The organism is Pseudanabaena sp. UWO311, assembly GCF_006937785.1.
In the GTDB taxonomy this organism is placed as follows: Bacteria; Cyanobacteriota; Cyanobacteriia; order Pseudanabaenales; family Pseudanabaenaceae; genus Pseudanabaena.
On the sequence record NZ_SJEE01000027.1, the window covers coordinates 46,568 to 71,217 of the forward strand.

At 40.5% G+C, this 24,650-nt stretch carries 18 protein-coding genes and 1 pseudogene; 17 read left to right on the forward strand and 2 right to left on the reverse strand.

Features of this window, described 5'->3' with window-relative positions; all coding sequences use genetic code 11:
- The first annotated feature begins 1 nt into the window (after position 1).
- From PseudUWO311_RS17905 to PseudUWO311_RS17980, 16 genes and pseudogenes are all read left to right on the forward strand, one after another.
- Positions 2-628, forward strand: coding sequence for an acyltransferase (locus PseudUWO311_RS17905; RefSeq protein WP_142656599.1), 627 nt, complete (start codon positions 2-4; stop codon positions 626-628).
- A gap of 94 nt (positions 629-722) precedes the next feature.
- On the forward strand, positions 723-2,048 hold the full coding sequence (locus PseudUWO311_RS17910; RefSeq protein ID WP_142656600.1) for an NAD(P)/FAD-dependent oxidoreductase: 1,326 nt from the start codon (positions 723-725) through the stop codon (positions 2,046-2,048).
- A 104-nt stretch (positions 2,049-2,152) separates the two neighbouring features.
- Positions 2,153-3,697, forward strand: a complete 1,545-nt coding sequence (locus PseudUWO311_RS17915) for a hypothetical protein (protein ID WP_142656601.1) — start codon at positions 2,153-2,155, stop codon at positions 3,695-3,697.
- 96 nt (positions 3,698-3,793) lie between these two features.
- Positions 3,794-4,816, forward strand: coding sequence for a polysaccharide deacetylase family protein (locus PseudUWO311_RS17920; protein ID WP_142656602.1), 1,023 nt, complete (start codon positions 3,794-3,796; stop codon positions 4,814-4,816).
- A 1-nt stretch (position 4,817) separates the two neighbouring features.
- Positions 4,818-5,714, forward strand: coding sequence for a class I SAM-dependent methyltransferase (locus PseudUWO311_RS17925; RefSeq protein ID WP_142656603.1), 897 nt, complete (start codon positions 4,818-4,820; stop codon positions 5,712-5,714).
- A gap of 85 nt (positions 5,715-5,799) precedes the next feature.
- A complete protein-coding gene (locus PseudUWO311_RS17930) occupies positions 5,800-6,144 on the forward strand; it encodes an EamA family transporter (protein WP_142656604.1) in 345 nt (114 codons plus the stop codon).
- Positions 6,145-6,363: 219 nt separating this feature from the next.
- A pseudogene (locus tag PseudUWO311_RS24935) lies at positions 6,364-6,516 on the forward strand (phosphopantetheine-binding protein); the annotation flags it as partial.
- Between the two features lie 97 nt (positions 6,517-6,613).
- Positions 6,614-10,975 (forward strand): non-ribosomal peptide synthetase, encoded by a 4,362-nt coding sequence (locus PseudUWO311_RS17940; RefSeq protein WP_142656605.1) that lies wholly within the window; start codon positions 6,614-6,616, stop codon positions 10,973-10,975.
- A 406-nt stretch (positions 10,976-11,381) separates the two neighbouring features.
- The gene (era, locus tag PseudUWO311_RS17945) at positions 11,382-12,290 is read left to right on the forward strand and encodes a GTPase Era (RefSeq protein WP_190303554.1); all 909 of its coding nucleotides are present in this window, start codon (positions 11,382-11,384) and stop codon (positions 12,288-12,290) included.
- A gap of 99 nt (positions 12,291-12,389) precedes the next feature.
- Positions 12,390-13,526 (forward strand): tRNA guanosine(34) transglycosylase Tgt, encoded by a 1,137-nt coding sequence (gene tgt, locus PseudUWO311_RS17950; RefSeq protein ID WP_142656607.1) that lies wholly within the window; start codon positions 12,390-12,392, stop codon positions 13,524-13,526.
- Between the two features lie 38 nt (positions 13,527-13,564).
- A complete protein-coding gene (locus PseudUWO311_RS17955) occupies positions 13,565-13,891 on the forward strand; it encodes a LapA family protein (protein ID WP_190303555.1) in 327 nt (108 codons plus the stop codon).
- A 154-nt stretch (positions 13,892-14,045) separates the two neighbouring features.
- Entirely contained in the window at positions 14,046-15,794 is a 1,749-nt protein-coding gene (locus tag PseudUWO311_RS17960) for an iron uptake porin (protein WP_142656609.1), read from the forward strand.
- A gap of 196 nt (positions 15,795-15,990) precedes the next feature.
- A complete protein-coding gene (locus tag PseudUWO311_RS17965; RefSeq protein WP_142656610.1) occupies positions 15,991-17,187 on the forward strand; it encodes a BMP family ABC transporter substrate-binding protein in 1,197 nt (398 codons plus the stop codon).
- 80 nt (positions 17,188-17,267) lie between these two features.
- Positions 17,268-18,356 carry an ABC transporter permease gene (locus PseudUWO311_RS17970; RefSeq protein WP_142656611.1) on the forward strand — a complete coding sequence of 363 codons (1,089 nt, stop codon included), beginning with the start codon at positions 17,268-17,270 and terminating at the stop codon, positions 18,354-18,356.
- Between the two features lie 62 nt (positions 18,357-18,418).
- On the forward strand, positions 18,419-19,351 hold the full coding sequence (locus tag PseudUWO311_RS17975) for an ABC transporter permease (protein ID WP_142656612.1): 933 nt from the start codon (positions 18,419-18,421) through the stop codon (positions 19,349-19,351).
- 273 nt (positions 19,352-19,624) lie between these two features.
- Entirely contained in the window at positions 19,625-20,893 is a 1,269-nt protein-coding gene (locus PseudUWO311_RS17980; RefSeq protein WP_142656613.1) for a DNA cytosine methyltransferase, read from the forward strand.
- Between the two features lie 50 nt (positions 20,894-20,943).
- On the opposite strand, the gene cysS is transcribed toward PseudUWO311_RS17980, so the two are convergent.
- Positions 20,944-22,386, reverse strand: a complete 1,443-nt coding sequence (gene cysS / locus PseudUWO311_RS17985) for a cysteine--tRNA ligase (protein WP_142656614.1) — start codon at positions 22,384-22,386, stop codon at positions 20,944-20,946.
- Positions 22,387-22,933: 547 nt separating this feature from the next.
- On the opposite strand from cysS, the gene PseudUWO311_RS17990 reads away from it, so the two are divergent.
- The gene (locus PseudUWO311_RS17990) at positions 22,934-23,722 is read left to right on the forward strand and encodes a hypothetical protein (protein ID WP_142656615.1); all 789 of its coding nucleotides are present in this window, start codon (positions 22,934-22,936) and stop codon (positions 23,720-23,722) included.
- A 34-nt stretch (positions 23,723-23,756) separates the two neighbouring features.
- Here PseudUWO311_RS17990 and PseudUWO311_RS17995 read toward each other — a convergent pair whose 3' ends face one another.
- Positions 23,757-24,497 carry a 3'-5' exonuclease gene (locus PseudUWO311_RS17995; protein ID WP_190303556.1) on the reverse strand — a complete coding sequence of 247 codons (741 nt, stop codon included), beginning with the start codon at positions 24,495-24,497 and terminating at the stop codon, positions 23,757-23,759.
- Positions 24,498-24,650 lie beyond the last annotated feature (153 nt).

Genomic DNA, 24,650 nt, shown 5'->3' on the forward strand with positions numbered 1-24,650 from the left:
TATGACGGTTCGTATCCATCCTTCGGCGATCGTCGAGGATAACGTTAGCATAGGTGAAGGCAGTTCCATTTGGGACAGCGTTCACATTCGCCACTCAACCCAAATTGGCGAAGAATGTATCGTCGGTGAAAAGACCTACATTGCCTATGGTGTCAAAATTGGCGATCGCGTCAAGATTAATGCCTTTGTATATATTTGCAATGCTGTCACCATCGAAGATGGCGTGATGATTAGTGCAGGTACTATTTTCACAAATGATCGCTTCCCCAGAGCAACCACCAGCGATCTAAAGAAACTCCGACCTTCCGATCCTGATGAGCATACGCTCCCAACTCTTGTCCAAGCAGGTGCAACAATTGGCGCAGGCTGTACAATTGGCAATGATCTCACGATCGGACGCTTTGCTATGATTGGCATGGGTTCTTTGGTCACTAAGTCTGTACCTGATTTCCATTTAGTGATCGGGCATCCCGCTAAGTCAGTCGGTTGTGTCTGTCGTTGCGGTCAGCTACTAAGGCGTTTTCCTGTTGAGGGAAATGTAGATGAGTCAGAAATAGCCTGCTCGGCATGTGGTTTGAAGTATGAGATCAAAGAATGTAAGGTTATAGAACTGGCTCATCCTTGCTAAGTTAAGCTGAATTTAAATATTTGGGTGATATGGTAGCTCTCATCCGAATATCCTGTTATATCTTGAATTAAATAAAATAGCAAATTGACGACCTATGGCATCCAAATCCAAGCATTGGGGCATTGTAGGTGGCGGCATTTTAGGAATGACCCTCGCTCTACGTTTAGCCCAACAAGGTAAGCAAGTTACTTTAATTGAAAGTTCCGATCGCTTAGGTGGTTTGGCAGATGCTTGGCAACTAGGCGACATCATCTGGGATCGCCATTATCACGTTACCTTGCTGTCAGATAAACATTTGCGATCGCTGCTTACTGAACTAGGTCTAGAGCGAGATATGCAATGGGTTGAGACTAAAACAGGTTTCTATAACGACGGTAAACTTTATTCGATCTCTAATGCGATCGAGTTCTTACGATTTTTCCCTCTCAATCTCATTGATAAACTGCGCTTTGCTTTCACAATCATCTATGGTTCCAAAATTAAAGACTGGAAAAAGCTGGAAAAGATATCTGTTAGCGATTGGCTTACAAAATGGTCGGGCAAACATACCTTTGAGAAAATTTGGTTGCCACTACTGCGATCGAAATTAGGAGAAAACTACAAGAAAGCATCAGCTTCATTTATTTGGGCAATTATTGCCAGACTATATGCTGCTAGGCGCACTGGCTTAAAAAAAGAACTATTTGGCTACCTTCCTGGTGGATATAGCCGTATGCTTGTTCGCTTTGCTGAAGTCCTAGCCGAGTCTAATGTTTCGATTAAATTAAACCATAAAATCAAGAATGTCGAATCGTTAAAAACCTTTGATGGAAATATTATCAATATTGCGTTTGAGGATGGTTCCTATGAAGAATTTGATCGGGTTGTTCTGACAGTACCCGCCCCAGTTGCGGTAAAGGTATGCTCAGGGCTTACTGATGACGAAATTCGGCGGCTGAAAGATATTGAGTATCAGGGTATTATCTGCGCTTCGGTACTTCTTAAAAAGCCAATCTCTAAATTTTATGTCACGAATATTACAGATACTTGGGTTCCCTTTACTGGTGTAATTGAGATGACGGCTCTAGTCGATCGCGCACAGTTTGGTGGTAATGCATTAGTATATTTACCAAAATACGTTGTTCCTGACGATCCTGCGTTTGAATTAAGCGATCGCGAACTTGAGGAAAAGTTTATTCAAGCCCTAGTCCATATGTATCCTCGGTTTGAGCGTAGTGATGTGTTATGTTTTCAAGTTTCTAGAGTAAGACATGTGCTAGCGATCGCCACCTTAAATTATTCAGAACGCTTACCATCTATTAGAACCTCTATATCAGGTGTTTATATAGTTAATTCCGCTCACATTCTTAATGGAACATTAAATGTCAATGAAACGATTCAGCTTGCAGAACAATCACTGACAAAAATAGATATAAATTAGATACGTCAACTCAAAAACATTTATGTTTTTAAATATAAAATTCCCGAAAACATTTATGTTAGGAAATAATTGGTGTTTTTATGCTTGGAAAGAGATAAATCAAAATGAAAAGGATACTGATTTTGATTGTGGCAATTTTGATGACCTCTTTATGGTCATCATCAGGTACTTTTGATAGTTCAGATACAATTAATCGTTATAGAGTTGCACGTCAACTAGTTACAGAAGGGCAAATAATTGTTAGTTCGTATGGCGATGCAGAAAGCTTCCCCATGTTCAAAGATAAAGATACTCCATATTCCAGTCCTTATATCGCAGTTTGGGGACCTGGACAATCATTGTTTTTTCTGCCATTTGTTGCTGTCTCGCATCTAGCTGTTAAAGATATTCCAACAGATCCCAGACAAAAAGAAAGATTCTTAATATTTCTAGTTTCAGTTTCAGTTTTTTTTGTGAGTCTTGCTCTTAATTTCTGGCTGTGTATGAAATTAGCTTTGATCTTAAATATGCAGCCGTTAATAGCTTATATGTTAGCGGTAGTTGCAAATTTTGGGACTATTTATTGGTCGATGCTTAAGGAGGGTCAAGAGGAAGTACAGTTATCCATTTTTGTGATCGCTGCGCTCTGTTCTTTTTTAAACTGGAAAAAATTTGGTGATAATAAGTACATATGTTTTTCTGCTATTTCTGTAGCTAGTGCTTTACTGTTTAGATTAACTGCTTTACCATTCCTTTTAGGGATTTTAGGACTATACGGAGCTGAAATTTTTTATGGGTCCAAATCTCAGCTATCTCAAGCGAAAAGTTTGCGTTCAGTTTTTCTTGCCTTTGGGGTATCTATATTTTGCGTTCTTATCACGATTGGTTCGTATAACATATTTAAGACTGGCAATATTCTAAGATCTGGGAATCCCTTGTCAGAGTTTAGTGGTGATTGGCTGATTGGAATTTTTGAACCGATTCTTGGCTTGAGTAGGGGAGTAGTATGGACTAATCTCTGGATTCTTCCCTGTTTAGCGATTACCATCTATGCTTGGAAATACCTAACACGTAATTTAAAACAATCATTGTTGTTCACTCTGTTCCTATTTACTTCATCAATCTTGATTTATTGTAAATATAACGATTGGGCTGGTGGTTCATCATACGGCTCTCGTTTCCAAGTACACCTTTTACCACTAATTGCTGTAACTCTTGGAGCGGCGACAGTATTATTTTTTAGAGAACATTTTCCAACGATGCTGAGAGTAACAAAATATAGGTTAGCAACTCTAATTGCTTCAGTCCTATTATTACTACAAATCCCCGCTATTTCACTGCATATGAACTTGGAAATATTTCAATCTTATAGGTTAGCTAATGGAGTTTCTAAAACGCCAAGAATCGAAAATGTTAACCATGTCCAGATGCGCTACGCAAATTTTTTCTCAAAACTAATTAATGACAAAGTAGTTAATATATCTGACATCGATTTGTCTCACTTAGCAGGCAATGATTGGGAACGTGCAACTAGATGGAATTATTTGCCGTGGCTATCTGAAGGACGACTAAGCCTAACTGCTGTGTTATGGCTGCGTGGATTATGGGTCATTATAGTTATCGCAAGTATTTGGAGTTGGCTATGGGTGTTTAATAAATTACCAATTTAATCTAGTTTATAGTTTTGCTTTTCTAATTTCATCTTTCATGTGTTCACATAATTTGCACGATAATATAAACAATAAATTTACGCTATCTATAAATCTATGAAGTCTCAGAATCCGTTGAATAAAAAAAATAATCAACCTGTTGCCAGTTTATCCCTTGATCTTGATAATCAGTGGTCTTACATGAAAACCCATGGAGATGCTGGCTGGGAGTCTTTTCCTTCATATTTAGATATTGTAATTCCGAGAGTATTGGAATTTTTGGCAGATCGAAACATAAAAATTACTTTTTTTATTGTTGGGCAAGATGCTGCACTAGAAAAAAATCATGCTGCTCTTAAATCGATTACCGATGCAGGGCATGAAATTGGTAATCATTCCTTTAAGCATGAACCTTGGCTGCATCTTTATTCAGAAGATGAAGTGGATCAAGAACTTGCGATCGCAGAAGATTATATTGAAAAAGCAACAGGTAGTCGTCCGATCGGGTTTCGTGGACCTGGATTTAGTCTTTCTTCTACGGTGTTGCGAGTGTTAGCTCGGCGTGGTTATGAATATGATGCATCGACATTTCCGACATTTTTAGGACCTCTTGCGCGTGCTTACTACTTTATGACTAGTAAACTTAGTAAAGAGGAAATGGAAAAGCGTAAGGGACTATTTGGAAAATTTCGAGAAGGATTTCGTCCACTTAAGCCTTATCAATGGCGATTGATGGGTAATTTAATCGAGATTCCCGTGACGACAATGCCTATTTTCAAGATTCCAATTCATGTTAGCTACTTACTTTACCTTGGAGTCTTTTCGCAGACTTTGGCTTTGCTCTATTTTCGATTTGCGATCGCCCTCTGTCGTTTGATGCGCGTTCAGCCATCGCTTTTACTGCATCCATTAGATTTTATGGGTGGTGAGGATGTCCCTGAGCTAGCTTTTTTCCCTGCGATGAATCAACCTAGTTATAAGAAGGTAGCTATGGTTGGCAAGGTTTTACAAATCCTTGCAAAGCATTATGCGATCGTGCCTATGTCTCATCATGCTGAGGCTATTAAACAACGCCAAGCAAAGTTAGCCTTAGTTACACCACATTTTTATAACACTAATACTCCTATTAAGGAGATTTGATATGCTGAATTTGGATAGCAACAATGCTTCTGCGAAACCTATAAATTGCCCCATTTGTAGAACAACTGGTACATATTTATTCTCAAAGTATGACTGCTCAATTCTTTACTGCCAAAAATGTAGTCATCAATTTGCTGACATTATCCCTAATAATCACCATACTCAAACTGTTTATGGTGATCATTACTTTAATAGTGGTGGAGATGGCTATCCCGATTATTTAGGTGAAGCTAAATTGATCCTTGATCATGGAAAAAGATATGCTCAACTTCTCAAGCGCTATATGGACACTGGCACGATATTAGATGTTGGCGCAGCAGCAGGTTTTATATTGCAAGGATTTACTCAAAGTGGTTGGCAAGGCAAAGGTATTGAACCAAATGCCGAGATGGTTAATCATGATTGCAAATCGCTAGGTTTGTCCGTCGAAGTTGGTTCCTTAGAAACTATTAGCACCAGCGATCGCTACGATTTGATTAGTATGATCCAAGTTATGCCACACTTTTTTGACCTGCGCCAAGCATTGAGTAATGCCGCAAACATAACTAAACCTAATGGTTACTGGCTCATAGAAACTTGGAATCGGGACAGTCTAACGGCTAAGATTTGTGGACAGCATTGGCATGAATACAGTCCACCGAGTGTCTTACATTGGTTTTCTCCTAATGATTTAGAACAATTAGCTACTCAATTTGGCTTTTACAAAGTTATATGTGGTAGACCGTCTAAATGGATCAATGGCGCACATATCAAATCTCTACTACGCTACAAACTTGAGCGATCGCGACTTGGTAGACTAGTTATCAATATTTTGAGCATTATTCCTGACAATCTTGCCATTCCATATCCTGCTGAGGATCTCTTTTGGATTTTATTCCAGAAAGCAGAAGCAGCTTAACAATAAAATTACGATAAGTTATGCAAGGCTTAACCTACCGTGATTTACGATACCTTTCATCTTTAGCCCATTAAACCCAGCCAGTATGTTTGATAGAAATTTACTTTTACTTTTAGCGATATCTCTAGTAACTACTGGGGGGCATATTTTATTCAAGAAAGGTGCTGTCTTAATCAATGGAGAGAATTATCTCACTTGGATAAATCCCGCATTGATTATGGGTTTGTTCTTTTATGCGATCGGCACTTTGCTATGGGTATTTGCTTTAAGGTTTATTCCCCTTTCTAAGGCTTATCCATTCACCTTTTTGACTTATATTTTGGTGACGCTTTTCTCCGCTTTATTCCTTGGCGATCGAATTACCAATTGGTATATTGTAGGTATGGGACTAATTTTTTCTGGCTTAGTCTTGACATCTCTAGAACTATAGCTATATTTTCGTAATCATCAACGAATTTTTGAGTTTGGTTATTTACTGTCACAGGAGGGCAAGAGTTTCTTATGCTGTTGAATTAACTACTGTCCCACATAAGCTCATAGTGTCTTGTTTTATGTCAATACGAAGAAAAAAATCTACTTTGCTGTTCACTTCATCTCTGAAATGCATTCTAGGAAATGATAACTATATGGAGCAGATCGCAGATGTTTTGGAAAGATACTTAATTTAGAGCGAGAGGGTATCCATGATAATTTTTTTGAGTTAGGTGGGCATTCTCTATTAGCAACTCAAATAATTGCAAGACAGTGGAAAGTATTACAGTTGAAATATCGCTGCGTACTTTCTTTGAAACCCCTACTATAGGAGATTTAGGAGAGAGGATTGTGACATTAAACTGGGTGCAACAAAGCTCACAAGTTGCCCAAGATAATCTGTCAGATCTTTACGAGGAGGAAGAGCTATGAAAACACTGGACGCATTATTGTTTGAATTGAGTCAAAAAGATATACATCTTTGGTTAGAAGGCGATCGCTTACGCTATCGGGCTGCTAAAGACGCAATTACGCCTGAACTGTTAACTGAGATTAAAAATCGCAAAGCCGAAATCGTTAAGTTTCTACGTCAAGCTACGGGAACTAACAATTCCCAACTCCCTCCAATTGTCAAGATTGATCGCAGCGGAGCTTTGCCTCTATCTTTTGGACAGCAGCGTCTTTGGTATTTACACCAGTTTGAACCTGAAAGCTCTTCTAACAACGTCCCTGTTGTGGTTAGGTTTAATGGAGTTCTCAATATTCCAATACTGGAGAAAAGTCTGCAAGCAGTGGCTCGTCGCCATGAGGTGCTGAGAACTCGATTTCCATCAGTTGACGATCAGCCTACGCAAGTAATTGAACCTGATGTCGATCTCACCTTGCCAGTACTCGATTTGCGAAATCTTCAACCTGAACAGGGTGATGCAGAAGCACTAAGACTAGCAACTGAAGAAGCTCGCTGTCCATTTAATCTAGCGAAAGGACCGATATTGAGGGTGCTGCTCATCCAGTTGAGTGATGATGAATATCTTCTGGTTTGGAATATGCACTGTATTATTTGTGATGGTGCTTCTTCCGATGTGTTCTATCAGGATCTCACTACAATTTATACTGCTTTTATTGATGGCAAGCCTTCTCCTTTAAAAGAGCTATCAATTCAATATGTTGATTTTGCTCATTGGCAACGCCAGTGGCTTAAAGGCGAAGTTTTAGAATCACAGATTAATTATTGGAAGCAGAAATTAGAAGGATCTTTATCGGTCATTCCGTTGCCAACCGATCATACTCGTCCCCCGATAGTTCAGACCTATCGAGGCGATCGCAGAGCGAGAATGTTGCCAAAATCTTTAAATGAGAGCCTCAGTAACTTGAGTCAGAAGCTGGGTGGAACCCTATTCATGACTCTAATTGCAGCTTTTGAAACTCTGCTACATCGGTATTCACAAAAAAACGATATTCTGATCAGCTTTGCTTGTGCAGGTCGAGGAGAGGTGGAAACTGAGGGCGTAGTCGGTTTTTTCTCCAACACTTTAATGCAACGCATTAATTTTGATGGCAATCCCACCTTTAGGGAACTCTTTGATCGAGTTCGTGAAGCTTCTCTAGAAGCTAATACGTATCAGGATTTACCTTTTGAGAAACTAGTAGAAGAGTTACCTCCTGAACTGAGCAATAGCCGATCGCCTTTATTTCAAGTGAAATTTGCGCTCAATCCACCTTGGTCAAATGGACGAGGTATGGCATCAGTCAAGCTTCCCGATTTGACTATTACATCTCTATTTGGTTACATCTATCACGGCAAGACAAAGTACGACTTGATTTTAGTCATGCGCGAGCAGGACGAAGGACTCGGCATGGTGTTTGATTATAATGCTGATTTATTTGAATCTAGTACAATTGCGCGAATGTTAGTTCATCTTGAGAATATTCTTGAGGGGATAGCTGCTAATCCTGACCAGAGAATCTCTGATCTTCCACTCTTATCAATTCCAGAACGAGAAAAAATCCTGTATAAGTGGAATGAAAATCAAATCCCAATCCCAGATGCTTGTATGCATCAATTGTTTGAATCTCAGGTGGAACAATCTCCAGATGCGATCGCAATCATCGGCGAAGATGCGCAGTTAACTTATCAAGAGCTGAATAATCGCGCTAATCAAATGGCTCACTATCTCCAAGCTAAGGGAGTTGGGACAGAGACCCTAGTCGCTATCTGTATAGAGAAATCGACACAATTGCTAGTTAGTCTACTTGGTATACTTAAATCTGGTGGAACCTATATTCCTCTAGATCCTAGCTATCCGCATGAACGTCGCATAGACAAGTTAAAGAATGCACAAGTTGCCCTGATTTTGACTCATTCAAGCATGGCTGATTCTTTTTCGGAGTGCAGCGCTAAAGTGGTGTCTCTCGACCTAGAATTGGATGCGATCACCCAGCATCGATACGATGCTCCATTAACCTTTTTAACCGCTGAGAATTTAGCATATGTGATTTACACGTCAGGCTCGACAGGACAACCTAAAGGTGTGATGATTTCCCATCGCAGCATGGTCAACCACAGCATGGCTATTTGTAAAATATTTGAGCTGTCTAGACAAGATCGAGTTTTACATTTCTCTAATATAAGCTTCGATGCGGCAGTTGAAGAAATATTCCCCACTTGGTTGAGTGGTGGAACGCTTGTTTTGCCTACCAAAAAACTTTACACATCAATTACTTATTTTCTCGAAGAGATCGCCCAGCAATCCATTACAATCATTAATTTGCCAACGGCTTTTTGGCATGAGATGGTTCATGGTATTTCTATCCTAAATAAGCCTCTTCCTACGGAACTTCGACTGGTAATTGTAGGAGGAGAAAAGGTCTCGAAATCAACTTATCAAAAATGGCGATCGCTGGTTGGTGATTTTCCACGTTGGCTGAATACCTATGGACCAACTGAGACAACCGTATCTGCAACAGTCTACGAGCCATCTGGGAGCCTCCATCCTGATGCTGAAGTTCCCATCGGTCGTGCGATCGCTAATCTTCAGACCTATATTCTAGATCACAATTTACAGCCATCTCCTATTGGGGCTACTGGTGAATTGTATATTGGTGGAGTTGGTCTCAGTCGAGGTTATTTAAATCGTCCAGATATTACAGCAAAACGATTTATTGCTAACCCTTTCTCAAAGAATTCAAAAGATCGGCTTTACAAGACTGGTGATGTCGCTCGTTATTTGCCTGATGGCAATATAGAATTTATTGGCCGATCCGACTTCCAAATTAAAATCCGAGGCTTTCGGGTTGAGCCAATCGAAATTGAAACCCGATTAGAACAATATCCTGCTATTAAACAAGCTATTGTCCTATGTCATGAAGCTCCGAATGGAGAAAAATTTCTTGTTGCTTACCTAAGTGCAGAAAAGGAACAGGCGATTGATATTGAATCCCTAGGGAAGTTTTTACGTCAAAAACTGCCATCTTATATGCTGCCTTCTCGTTTTATCGTCTTAGATACATTACCGTTAACCCCAAATGGAAAGGTAGATCGTCGTGCTTTACTCGAACTAGATGCAGCACAAGAGCAAAACGATGAAGCGATCACTCCTCGTGATGAACTAGAGCAACAACTAGCAAATATATGGCAAAAGCTTTTTGGTGTTAACGATATAAGTGTTACAGCTAACTTTTTTGAACTAGGTGGGAATTCTCTTCTAACTGTACGTTTAGTTACAGAAATAGAACGGGTTTTTAACTACCATTTCCCGCTGTCGTCATTTTTTGAGACAGGAACGATCGCAGGGATTGCAAAATGGATGCGTGAAAAGCCATCTGAGACAATCTCTCTTGATGAAATTCCTTCTGGTCTTGATTTAGAAGACTATCGAGCTTTTCTAGCTTTGTGTGCGGGTCGTATAGGCAAGCATATCGGAAAACGAGGCTTAATCGTGGAAGTTCCACCAGCTGAGATGAAATCATCTAAACCTTTTATTTGGATTGGCTACATTGATTTCAGCAAGAATTTAGGACTACATCAACCTGTATATACCATACCTGGCGGTAGTTGGACACCTTTACGCTCTACCGAAAACTATATTGAGGCGATCGCATCCGTCATAGTTGATGAATTATTGTCAATCCCGCAAGATGAACCTTATTTGATTGGGGGTAATTGCTACGAAGGGATAGTTGCGATGGAAGTAGCTCACCAACTACAGAAAAAAGGGAAAGAAGTTGCTTTCTTAGCAGTAGTGGATAAGCCAGGCCCATCTCAAATTTACGATAAATTGCGTCAAGTCGATCTCAAATTTTGTCAGCTGAAGTTTCATCTTTTACAACTCTTACCATTATCCCTAATTAACAAAGCTAAATATATACTTGAGAAGCTTTTTTCGCCTAAAGCTAAGCAAGAAATTCGTAAAATTGAGAGCGAGCGAGACTTTAATCAATTTGCGGATGAGGAATTTCCATCAAAGTCGAAGAAACCACTAAATGAATATGATCGAATATTACCACAAGCTTGGGATTCAATTGAAGAAGTATTGAAAAGCCATTGCTCTAAAGGTTATTCGGGTAGAGTTATACTAACTACGCCTACGAGGTCTGGACTGAGATCGGGTATGACCGAAATAAACTGGACTGATTTTTCATGGCTATTTCCCTATTATGGATGGGGAAATAGCCTAACAGGAAGGGTCGAACTCTATAAGATTGATTGTGCACATGCTGATGTTGGAATGAAGAAGAATGCTGAGCAGATCGGTAGATTAATTTGGCAAGCGTCTGAGGAGTTTCGCTAAAACAAAATCACTGGAGAGCTTAAACGCTCTCCCAACAAACTTATTTCTCCAGAGAGACATTTGCTATTTATTGATTGCATAGAGACTGAATCGGAACACTGCAAACCATCGACTCATATTATACTCTCCTATTGCCTGTCGATATTCGACACCAACTGAAGCGCTAAGTTTATCTAACCTTGCTCGATCTATGGATAACGGCGATCGCATCCCAGTCTTCTGAGTTATAGCGCCTTAGATGTATCATGGTAATCTCGATTATTATGATTTTGCAATAGGTGGTTCTAGGCTGGTGTCTCATCACAATTTTACTAAGGCGTTTTGCAAATGAGTACTCACTCATTTGCAAAACGCCTTAGCTACCATCATCACTTAAAATGTTTTAATACAACGATCGCAAATAATCATGATTCCAGAATCGGGCGAAAGCTTTAAGTCAGGCTTTGTAGCATTAGTAGGACGACCAAATGTCGGTAAGTCCACTTTGCTTAATGCCCTCATTGGTCAAAAAATTGCGATAACTTCGCCCGTTGCCCAAACTACCCGCAATCGTTTACGGGGAATCTTGACATTACCTGAAGCGCAAATCGTTCTTGTGGATACCCCTGGAATTCACAAACCACACCATTTGCTTGGACAAACGATTGTCAAAAATGCGATCGGGGCAATCTCTTCCGTTGATATGACTGTTTTGCTGGTTGATGGTAGCGATCGCATGGGAACTGGAGATCGCTTTGTTGCTGAGACTATCCTACAGAGCAAAGTTCCTACGATTTTAGGAATCAATAAGATTGATATCCTTAGCGATGATTCTGGAGATACCTTTAGTGGTTATGAGAGTTTTGCCTCAGAGCATGGTTGGCAAGTGGCTAAATTTTCATCAATCACGGGTGAAGGATTAGAGGCTTTGCAAGCAATGATGTGCGATCGCCTGCCTCTTGGTCCCTATTACTATCCACCAGACCTAGTCACCGATCAGCCCGAGCGCTTCATTATGGGCGAGCTAATTCGCGAACAAATTCTTTTGCTTACTCGCGAAGAAATTCCGCATTCTGTTGCGATTAGTATCGATCAGGTAGACGAGCAGCCTAAAATCACAAGGGTAATGGCGACAATCCATGTAGAACGAGATTCGCAAAAGGGAATTTTGATCGGTAAGAAGGGGCAAATGCTGAAAGAGATTGGCACGCAGGCAAGACTACAAATGCAGAAGATGATTATGGGTTCAGTGCATTTGGAAATGTTTGTCAAAGTCCAACCCAAATGGCGCTCATCTCGCTTCCAATTATCAGATCTCGGCTATCGCGTAGAATAGAGAACTGAGATAAGCAAATATAAACTGAAAGTGCGATACAATTAGAAATTGTTTAAACACTTCCGCAAACATAAAATATTTGAATTAGGATTGTAAGCTCTGAATAACTTTACTTTTAAATTAGAGTGTCAGTGCGGTATAACTGATGCCAGAGTTGGTCAGTTCCATACACCGCATGGAGTTGTACATACACCTCGTTTTATGCCCGTTGGTACATTGGCGAATGTAAAAACGGTTACACCTGCGCAACTTAAAGACTGCAAAGCCGAAATGGTCTTAGCAAATACCTATCACCTCCATCTCCAACCAGGTGAAGATATTGTTGCGGAAGCAGGCGGCTTACATAAATTTATGAATTGGGATGGTCCAATCCTGACTGATTCAGGTGGATTTCAGGTGTTTAGTCTGAGTGAAATCCGTTCCATTAGTGAAGATGGAGTTCAGTTCCGATCGCCCCGTGATGGCAATATGATCAATCTTACGCCAGAGAAATCGATTCAAATTCAGAATCAACTGGGTGCGGATGTGATCATGGCTTTTGATGAATGCGCTCCCTATCCTGCCACCTATGAGGCGATTAAACTCGCAGGACAACGCACCACTCGATGGCTGGAGCGATGCATCAAGGCTCACGATCGCAAAAATGATCAAGCTTTATTTGGCATCGTTCAAGGCGGAGTCTATTTAGATTTACGTCAACAGTCAGCAAGAGAACTAATTGAATTTGATTTACCAGGTTATGCGATCGGTGGTGTAAGTGTTGGTGAACCACCAGAATTAATCGAAAAAATTGTTAAAGCCACAACCCCACTGCTGCCAGCCGATAAACCTCGATACCTTATGGGCGTTGGTACGTATAAGGAAATGGCTCAAGCAGTTGCTGCTGGGATTGACCTGTTTGATTGTGTCATTCCCACCCGATTTGCACGGCATAGTGTCGCTTTAGTCAAAGGCGAACGCTGGAATCTCAAAAACCAAAAGTTTAAGCGCGATTTTACACCTATCGATAGCGATTGTGATTGCTATGCTTGTCAGAATTTCTCACGGGCTTATATTAGCCATCTAGTGCGATCGCAAGAAATTTTGGGCTATACATTATTATCAATTCACAATATTACTGAATTGATCCGATTCACTCAGCAAATGCGTCAAGCGATCATTAACAATCAATTTGTTGAAAAATTTGGGCATTATCTCACTGAGTATTCATCTTTTGCAGAGGAGCGACATTTATGATCCGCTTATCTCTTTATATTTTTCTTTGGATTGGAGCAATGGCGATCGCTATTTTTGCAACCCAAAATACTTTCTTGGTTAATTTGCGTTTTTTTACCTTTGAGTCAATTAAGTTACCGCTAGGACTGGTTTTAATTTTCTGTGCTGGCTGTGGAGCTACCTGTATTACTATTTGGCAAGCTTCTGTAAGTTTTGAATTGCCAACAGTGCCGAAATTTTCTGTTTTTTATAATAAAAACAATCCCTCCAAACGCCAAACAGTAGCTCAAACTGCAACCACAACAAATGATATTTCTAGGGCATCTAGGACAACAAAGAAAGTTAAAGATGACTTTGATGATGATTGGGATGAAGACTGGGGATAGATTGTATTTATGAATACATTTGTGGTTGACTGATTTTGTTAGCTTCCAATATATGCATCTTAACAAATGTAGCTAAACTTAATTAGGTAGCTAACACTTAACTAAATTGTCTAGCTATGGATGTCGAACATATTTTCTTTTATGGTGTGAAGGAATGAAAAAAGTCAGTAATCTCTCAGTTCTATTAGGCTTGAGCTTGCTAGCTACAGCTACAGGCGCAAACGCTGAGACGCAAAATCAAGTTCGAGTTCAGTCTCAATCTACATCTGTTCCAGTAATGCAGTCATCACTGCCTGTAACAGAAGTAAAGATGAACGAATCAGAAACGATTCGTGCTATTAACACAGAGTTAAATCGCCCTAAGGAAGTAGCTCAAAACGTCACTTCTGTATCTCAATTGAGTGATGTTAAACCCACAGATTGGGCTTTCACTGCTTTACAATCTTTAGTCGAGCGCTACGGCTGTATTGCTGGTTACCCTGACCGTACATTTCGCGGTAAACAAGCAACTAGCCGCTATGAATTTGCTGCTGGTTTGAACGCTTGTTTAGACAAGATCAACGAAATCATTTCCGCAGGACTAGCCGATAAGGTCAGTAAAGAAGACCTCGCTACCTTGCAAAAGCTTCAAGAAGAGTTTGCAGCAGAACTAGCGACTCTACGTGGTCGTGTTGATGCATTAGACGCAAAAGTTGAGAAGCTAGAAGCTCAACAGTTCTCTACTACCACCAAGCTTAGTGGTTTAGCCTTCTTTAACGTCACTGGTGGTTCAGGAAGTAATGTCCTAAAAGACTCTCTAACCCCTGACCCTCTAAACCCAGGAAGAAGCATTCCTACTACAGGAAATGCTCCCAACGTATCCATGAGTGGATTGGTATGGTTGACTCTAAATACCTCTTTCACAGGTAAGGATCGTTTAACAACTCAACTCGCTGTTGGTAATGGCAATTCAGCTTACTCTACTGCCTATGGATCTACTAATTTCTTCAATACCACAGCTACTACATTTACTAATCAAACGGCTGGAGCGGATGCAAACGTTTTCGTTTTGCGCGAGTTATCCTACCAGTTCCCTGTATTTGATAAAGCAACTTTAATCGTTGGGCCTCGCGTCAACTTCTACAAGTACTTTGATGGGAACAGATTCATCTACCCTTGGAACACCACTTTTAACTCCATCAACAGCACATTGTTGAGTGATGCTAAGCGCGGTGCGGGTGCAGTATTCATGACTCCTTTGGGAGATATGTTTGACTTCAAAGTCGGTTATTTGGCTGAAAGCAATGAATTTTTCAGAAATAATTCAGCAGCTTCCCCAACCCAAGGTCTAACTGGTGGTACAAATAATATAACTGCCGAAATTGGGTTCAAACCAAGTGATGCTTTCAAACTTCGACTGATCTACAGTCATGGCAATATTACTAGAAATCCAGATGGTACTATTGGTGGTTCTCCATCAATGCAAGCTACTGCGATCACAGGATTCAACAACGGACAGTCTGATATTTTCGCAGCTAACTTTGATTGGTTGGTAACTAAAGGATTTGGTCTGTTTGGTCGTTATGGTTATGGAACCACTAACCTGAACAGAGCTACTGGAGGCTCAGCAAGTATCAATCAGTATACTTTCCAAATTGGAGCTGCGTTCCCTGACTTGTTCAAAGAAGGTGCTCAGGCGATGGTTTCCTTTGCTGTACCTTACAAGTTTGGCGATAGCAGCAATGTCCTTGTTTCTGGTAGAGGAAATGATGGTACACAGTACGATCTTGAATTCTCTTATATCTATCCTCTAACCAAGAATATTACTTTGGTTCCCTCTGCTTACTTCATTTTCAATCCTAACAACTTCTCCACTAATCCAACCGTGTTTATTGGTAACTTGCAGGCAGTGTTTAGCTTCTAATTACGAAGTGTAAGCCTCCAAATACGAAAGGGTGTGCTATGCGCACCCTTTTGTATTTGGAAGAGAAATCTAAGTGATGCAAGTAGTTAGTAATACATTTGTTGAAGATAATATTTGCTAGCTTCTAATGCAGTGTAGATTTCTTGTATTAGTTTTTTTACTCTCAGTACATTCAATCTTTTCAAGGTGTGAAGGCATGAGTCCAATTTATATTCCACGTCGCAAGTTTATCCGAGGCGTGATCGCAACAGCAGCTTTTGGTGCAACGTCTCAACTCTGGGTCGGTTGTACAGAGCAGAAACCAACGAGTACAGCAACCACTGGTGCTCCAAGTGCGCCAGGATCGCCTGCTGCTACCATGCTGAATATTGGGTTTATCTATGTTGGACCAAAAGATGATTTTGGTTATAGTCAAGCTCATTTTGAGGGCGAAACTGCGATCGCAAAACTACCTGATGTTAAAACATTCAGTGAAGCTAGCGTTGCAGAAACTGCCGTAGTCCAAGAAACCATGCTTGGTATGATCAACCAAAATGGTGTTACAGCACTTTTCCCTACATCTTTTGGTTACTTCGATCCTCACATTCTCAAATTAGCGCCAGCTAATCCCAAAGTGCAATTCTTCCATTGCGGTGGCTTGTACACTGAAGGCAAAACCCCCAAGAATGTCGGTAGTTACTATGGTTACATCGATGAAGCTCAGTATGTTGCAGGTGTAGTTGCAGGGCTATCAACTAAGTCTGGCAAGTTAGGATTTGTAGCCGCAAAACCAATTCCGCAGGTAGTTCGCAATATTAACAGCTACACCCTTGGTGCTCGTAGCGTTAATCCTAAAGCTACAGTTCAGGTTATCTTCACAGGCGATTGGTCAGTTCCAGTCAAAGAAGCTGAAGCCGCTAACAGCATGATTGATCAAGGTGTAGATGTCTTAACCTGTCATGTAGACAGTCCAAAAGTTGTCATGGAAACCGCAGAAAAACGGAAAGTATTCTGTACTGGATATCATACTAACCAGTCGTCACTTGCTCCGAATGGATATCTAACTGGAGCAGAATGGGATTGGAAGAATGTCTATACCAAGTACGTGGAACTGCTTAAAGCAGGTAAGACTCTTAGTGATGGAGGCATTCCTCATATTTTGCGCGGTGGTCTCAAGGAAGGATTCTGTAAGGTCTCGCCTTTTGGAAGTGCTGTTAGTGCGGCAACTAAGAAAGAAGCTGAAAAGGTGATGGCTAAGTTTATGGATGGTAGCATGATTATCTATGCTGGTGAAATGAAGGATAACACTGGCAAAGTTGTAATTGCCAAAGGCAAGGAGTTCAAGCAGACTGAACCTGATCTAGAAAAGATGGATTGGTTTGTTGAAGGTGTAATCGGAAACGTTAAAGGCTAAATTCAATAAAAAAATTTAAAACTTGCAAAGCAAGTTTTAAATTTTTTTATTTGTATATCATTCATTTGAGAATCAACTATATGAATATACGCGATCGCTGGCGTTCAACATCTGAGAATATTCTGCTTCCCATCGGAGCTTTACTTGCTTCACTAATTGTTTTTGGGATTTTTTGTGCTGTTCAGGGGAAAAATCCGATCGCAATTTATGGAACAATTTATTCATCTGCGTTTGGTAGTAGCTTCTCTTGGCAAGGAACTTTAATCCGAGCTGCTCCATTAATGCTGACATCTCTCTGCACGGCTCTGCCAGCAATGTTAGGTTTGACAATTATTGGTAATGAAGGAGCTTTAATAGTTGGAGGATTGGGCGCGATCGCTATTGGTCTATCCATCGCTTCTTTACCCCCTTTGATCGTCCAGATTGGGATGGCGATGGGAGGAATTATCGCAGGGGGGCTATGGATTATGTTTGTCGGTGCGATTAAGTACTATCGCGGTGTTAATGAAACTATTAGTAGTTTGTTAATGAATTACATTGCGATCGCCGTGCTTAATACCCTAGTCGAAGGTCCAATGCGCGATCCTTCTACCTTGAATAAACCCTCTAGTTTTCCACTTTCAGCGATTAATATGCTGCAAAGTATTCCCAATACTAGAGTGCATTACGGATTGATTTATGGCTTAGTTGCCTGTGCGATCGCCTATTTCCTGATTCATCGCACCACTTTTGGGTTTGCAGTACGCACCGTCGGCGGGAATATTCGAGCTGCTAAAATTGCAGGCTTACCAGTTGGAAAGCTTACATTAATTGTTAGTTTCTTAGGTGGCTCCTGTGCGGGCTTAGCGGGGATGGTGGAAGTTGCTGCTATTCACGGAAGTGCAAATGCTTCATTAATTTCTGGCTATGGCTACAGCGGCATTTTAGTTGCTTTTATTGCTAGACAAAATCCTTTAGTTGCTGTACTTGTAGCTGTGCTGATGGGTGGCATTTTGGCGAGTGGAAGCGCTCTTCAGAGATCCTTTGGATTACCAGATGCTACGGTTTTGTTATTTCAAGGCATCGTATTCCTAGCTATTCTCTTTAGCGAATCTCTTTATGGTCGTTTGGACTTCTTTAAAGATAGAGAGCCTGAAGTTAAGATTGACGGATCTGCGACTGTTGCTTAGTTAATTCACTCGATCTTTGTAGCAATACTAACTAATAAATTTTCTAAGAATTACCAATTACCATGGCAGATACATCTACAGCATTAGGTTGGATGAGTGTTCCCCTAGCGATCATAGCAGGTACACTCAGAGGGAGCGCACCATTTCTATTTGTCAGTTTAGGTGAATGCCTTACCGAAAAAGCTGGCAAGATTAATCTCGGTCTAGAAGGAACTTTGCTCACTGGGGCAATGACAGCCTATGCGGTTTCTTTCTTGACTAAATCACCTTGGTTGGGTGTCTTAGCTGCTGGTTTAGCAGGTGCTGGGCTGGGGTTAATTCATGCATGGTTATCACAACGTCCTAAGGTAAGTGATGTTGCTGTAGGTATTGCGATGATTATTTTTGGTAGTGGAATTGCTTTCTTCTTTGGCAAAGCCTTTATTCAACCCAAAGCAATTCCACTACCTTTATTTGAGTGGGGCAATTGGAGCAGTTTCCCACAAGTTCAAGCCGCTCTGAAAGTTAGCCCATTGTTGCTGATTGGCATTGTAATCGCACCGCTAATGCAATGGTTTTTTAGTTCGACTCGTTGGGGCTTATATGTTCGTGCTGTGGGCGACAGCCCTAGTGCTGCTAGAGCAATGGGGATTTCGGTGGTCGGAGTGCGTACCTGTGCGATCGTTGCAGGTAGTTTTCTTGCTGGGATCGGTGGTGCAAGTTTATCGCTGTATTACCCTGGGTTATGGGCTGAGAATATCTCTAGCGGTCAAGGTTTAATGGCTGTTGCCCTAGTAATCTTTGCGAGATGGCAGCCAATCCATTGTCTATGGGCAGCTTTGCTTTTTGGTGGTGCACAGGCGATCGGGCCAGCTTTACAGGCAGTTGGATTTGATTCTTACTATTACCTGTTCAATGCTGCACCCTACATCATGACTTTAATCATCACGATCGCAACCTGTTCACCACGAAGGACATTAACTGGTTCCCCAGGAGCCTTAGGTACTAACGAATAAGTAAAACTTTAAAAGCCCTGCTTTGCAAGGCTTTTAAAGTTTTATACCAATTCTCTAAAGAGCGAATACTTTTTGAATTCTCATTATGAAACCAATTTTGGGGTTTGCTGCGCCTTTGGTGTAGCAAACCCCAAAATTGTTTTTGTTGAAAGTCTGCCTTCGGCAGACTTTCAACAAAAACAATTTTTATAATGAGAATTGCTGCTACGAGTATTTAGGCTGGCTATACTACAATAGATTTTCTGTGGCTGATATCTAAAAGCTTTGTGGATTATGGGAAATCAACGACCGATCGCTGTCGATTTGTTTGCGGGTGCGGGCGGCATGACGCTTGGATTTGAGCAGGCAGGATTTGATATATTAGCTTCTGTAGAGATCGATCCGATTCATTGTGCCACCCATGAATATAATTTTCCAATGTGGTCAGCGATCTGCGCCAATGTTACAGAGATATCGGGTGATGATATTCGTCAAAAATCAAACATAGGCGATCGCGAAATTGATGTAGTTTTTGGGGGGCCACCATGCCAAGGCTTTTCGTTGATGGGGAAACGGGCTTTTGATGATCCAAGGAATGAGTTGATATCTCATTTTATGCGCTTAGTTATCGAACTACATCCAAAATATTTTGTGATGGAAAATGTGAAGGGATTAACCATTGGCGATCAACAACAGTTTATTGGCGAGGTGATCGAGAGCTTTGAGCAGAAAGGCTATAAAATCCTTAAGCCCTATCAAGTACTCAATGCTTCTCATTTTGGAGTTCCCCAAAACCGTGAACGTCTCTTTCTAATTGGTTGTCGCCAAGACTTAAATTTCCCCCATTACCCTACACCAATTTCCAAACCAGCTAAAAGCAAATGCATACCTAAAGAGCTTGCCAATTTACCTGATAGCCCAACCGTAAGAGACGCGATCGCAGATTTACCAGATATTTCCCAATATCCTGAGCTGATCAAGAGTGACTGGTGTGTGGCGGATTTCCCTGAGCCAAAAAGCAATTACAGTGAATATTTACGAGGTCTGCGATCGGATTCTGCCGATTTATCCTATCCGCGTGATTGCGATCGCAGTTTGCTCACCTCCAGCATCCGCACTGTCCATAGCCAAGCTTGCATGGAGAGATTTAACAAAACTGCGAATGGAGAGCTTGAGAAGATCAGCCATTTCCTGAAGCTAGATCCCGATGGAATTTGTAATACTTTGAGGGCGGGCACTCCTAGTAATCGCGGTGCATTTACGGCTCCTCGCCCGATTCATCCTTTTATGCCACGATGTATTACTGTGCGTGAAGCGGCTAGATTGCATTCCTATCCCGATTGGTTTCGATTTCACAGTACCAAGTGGCATGGATTTAGACAAATTGGCAACTCAGTTCCGCCTTTATTGGCACGAGCTGTTGCTCTAAAGATAATGCAGATATTGGAAGTGCAAGTATTAAAGCCAGAGGAAGTTATTCAACTAAATGAGGATGGAGGGTTGTATCTGAAAATGGTAAAAGCTGCCAAGAGATACGGAGTAAGCTCTCATCTAAAACTTTAGACATATCGCCCGCTACAAGGGCAATGTGTCTAAAGTTTTACAGCAATTTCCTACTCCCTGATCCAGCGTGTAGTTCCATCTTTTTGATCGATTAGGGTAATCCCCAACGTCTTCAGTTCAACCCGAATGCGATCGGCTTCTTGATACTTCTTTGTTTTCTTTGCCTCAATCCTTTGTTGAATTAGCGATTCTATTTCTACATCACTAATGATCTCTTGCTTGACTTGGCGATCGCTAATATCTGCAACAAAACCCAAAATACTAGTCATGTAGATAAGGGCTTGCCAATCTTGAAATAGAACCTCAGAACTTGCAGCAGTTTTACCTGCATGGGATAGCGAGTTGCGCTCAGAGCGTAATTTCTTGGCTAGTTCAAACACATGGGACATCGCCACGGAAGTATTAAAATCATCATCCATCGCTTCTTCAAAACAGGCGATCGCTTCACCCACATCTTTTCTAGCAGGAATCTCTATATTTTCCCAACCTAACTTTGCTCCAAAATCCTCCGCAAACAGCATTCCATCGCGAATTGTTTCCCAGCCTTTCGTGGCAGCATTAATTGCTTCTTCCGTAAAGTCAATCGGTTGGCGATATTGTGCTTGCAGAATGAATAAACGGATTGCCATTGGCTCGAAATGAGAAACCAGATCCCGAATAGTTGTGAAATTATTCAGCGATTTCGACATTTTCTCACCGTCAATATTCACAAAGCCATTGTGCATCCAGTATTTAGCTAACGGCTTCGCATAAGCAGCTTCTGACTGCGCGATTTCGTTCTCATGGTGCGGAAATTGTAAATCTATGCCACCTGCATGAATATCAATGGTTTCACCTAAACGCGATCGCACCATTGCCGAGCATTCAATATGCCAACCAGGTCTTCCATTCCCCCAAGGCGATGACCAAAAAGGTTCATTGGGTTTTGCGGATTTCCATAAAGCAAAGTCAAAGGGATAGCGCTTCTGTTCTTCCTGCTCATCAACTCGACCACTTGCCCCCGCTTGCATATCTTCGAGCTTACGCCCTGAGAGCTTCCCATAGCTAGGAAATTTCTGCACTGCGTAATAGACATCGCCACCTGAGGCATAGGCATAATCGCGATCAATCAACTGCTGAATTAGCTCAATAATTTCGGGAATTGTCTCTGTAGCGCGAGGATAATCATCGGCTTGGGCAATATTCAGCTTTGCCATGTCTTCATCGTAGGCGGCGATATACTGCTCTGCGATCGCCTGCATTGTAGTATTGTTTTCCTGAGCTTTTTTTAAGATCTTGTCATCAATGTCCGTAATATTCTGAACATACTTAACCTGATATTTTGTCGCCAAATAGCGCCGAATCATGTCCCAAACCACATAGGCTCTGGCATGACCTAAATGGCAGTAATTATAGACAGTTACACCACAAACATACATTTTCACAATCCCTGCTTCGAGGGGAATAAAGTCTTCTTTGTGTCTGGTGAGTGTGTTGTAAATGCGAAGGGTCATGGATTTGAGTGTGTTTGAGTATCTAAGAAGCCGCGAGGTAATTATACAGCAAAGGCATAGCGTAAGGGCAATTCATGAATTGCCCTTACGCTATGCCTTTGCTATTGAGGATCTGTCTATTGATATGAATATTATTATGTCTAGACCATGAACAAAATATGAGGTTTAATAGAGATCCTGATTATTCGCTAGGGGACGCGATCGCTTAAAAACATACAAGGCAAAGCAAACTAAACAAAAAAGCATTGAAGAAACTCTATGGGATTCGGTAAATAAGTTACGGGGCTCGGTGGAGTCTTCGGAATTTAATCAGAAGGAATGGAGAGGGGCTAATGAGTTAATTGATGATCCGCGATCGCCTGACTAATCGCCACCTCCTGTTCCTTAACCGCAGTCTCGCGCAGAGTCGCCAGAAAGTCGCGGAACTTCTGGAATGGAAATCAATAATAGATAATTCAGCAGCTAGTCTATTGTAATGTTGGATTGATGTTGAGAGCTTATTGACATGATAAACTAGAATTATTTTAATGGATATTATCAGTTTGCAATGACAAATATAGTAAAAAATGAAGTAGATTTTGCAGAAGAATCATTTTATGATCATTCTTTACTTCACACAGAGTATATGCGACGTTATCGCAAAGAATACTATATTTATAGAGAAACGGGATTTGCTCTTAATTCCTATCGAAATTATCTCAGCATTCTCAATTATCTCAATGAGATTAATCAATATGACAAATCTCATGCTGCAAAATTTGTAAAGCGAATAAAAACCCAACAGAAAATGTGGAAAGATTGCGAAGCTGTCATATCAGAGGTAATTGTATATCACAGTTATCTTCGACTAATCTATGAAGGTTTAATCCGTTCTATCTTACTTGAACCTGATGAATGCGATGTCATAGTTGAGCGTTTTGATGGCTCAAAGTACTATCTTGAAGTTTTTTGTATCATGCCTGATTTCAAAGAAGATGAAGAAGGTGTTATTGAAATCACAACTCATACTCAAGAAGCAATGGCATCAGTGCGCCAAAAACTTTTGACAAAAATTAATAAACAAAAACAATTTTCAAAAGCCAGAGAAAACTTTGCTGTTATAGAACTTAACGATCCGAAGATTGCCCGTGATTGCACAGTTCTATCATCTTTATCTGATGGTTATAAAATAAATTTCGATTTGCAAACTAAGAAAGTGATTAATGAGGGATATGATTGGAAGAAATCAATATTTGAATTACCTGAAACAAAATTCTTGAAAGGAATAATTTGGTTTCATTTAGGCGCATATCAATATAGGGAAATATTGTTTAATCCATATTTTAGAAATGTGTGATATTTATGCAATAGTTGATTGGCTATTGAAAAAATTAACTAGATAAATTTTGCACGTCTAACTTTAATTCTGGAAAATTATCAAATTCACAAGTCCAATTTCCATTATTAGCGGAATAAGTTGCTAATGCTTGATCTTGTTCATCACAGAAATGAACTTCAATACCATTGGATTGAGAACCCCAAATAGAATTAGATAAAAATTCTAATCTAGAACTCTGTGCCAAAATATCTTGTGCAAAATATGTCCGATACCAATGAGGTGAAGGCTTACTTCCATACTTATAGCCATCAGCGCTCAGTTGGTCTTTAATAGCAATGGTTCCCTTTTGATTCGTTTGATTAGCAATCTTAATAGTAATGTACCTAATCTCATCGATAGGAGATGGATACAGTAACCAGTTAAAAGTGGGAATTGTGATTTTCTTAGTTAATTCTTCTACAAAGGGAGGTATAGTACCACCATCAACAACTATGAATAAATGCTCTTTAGCACGAGTTAAAGCAACATAAAAGAGTCGTCTCTCGTCATCTACAACTTTGTCGATACTATCCCCAAAAATACGGCTAAATAATAAATCGGGATGTATAAGAGGATAACTCTCTGTGTCCAGTAAAATTATCACTTGCCCTTCTTTACCTTTAAACTGATGAGCAGTTGAAATAGTGACTAATTGCTTATGAGTGTTAGCAATTTTAAGCTTTTTAATAATATTTGATAAAAAACTTTCAATATCTCTTCCCTTAAAGTTGTTTTTACGGGTAAGTAATACCACTTCTTTTCCATCTTTAATTAATTTACTTAGGAATGAAAAACAAATAACTTGTGCAAATTAGGATAATCTCAGATAAAGAAAGAAAAGGAATAATTTTGGGTTATTACAGCGAAGAACTTGAGACGGAGATGTTGAAATTTTACGGTTCACTGC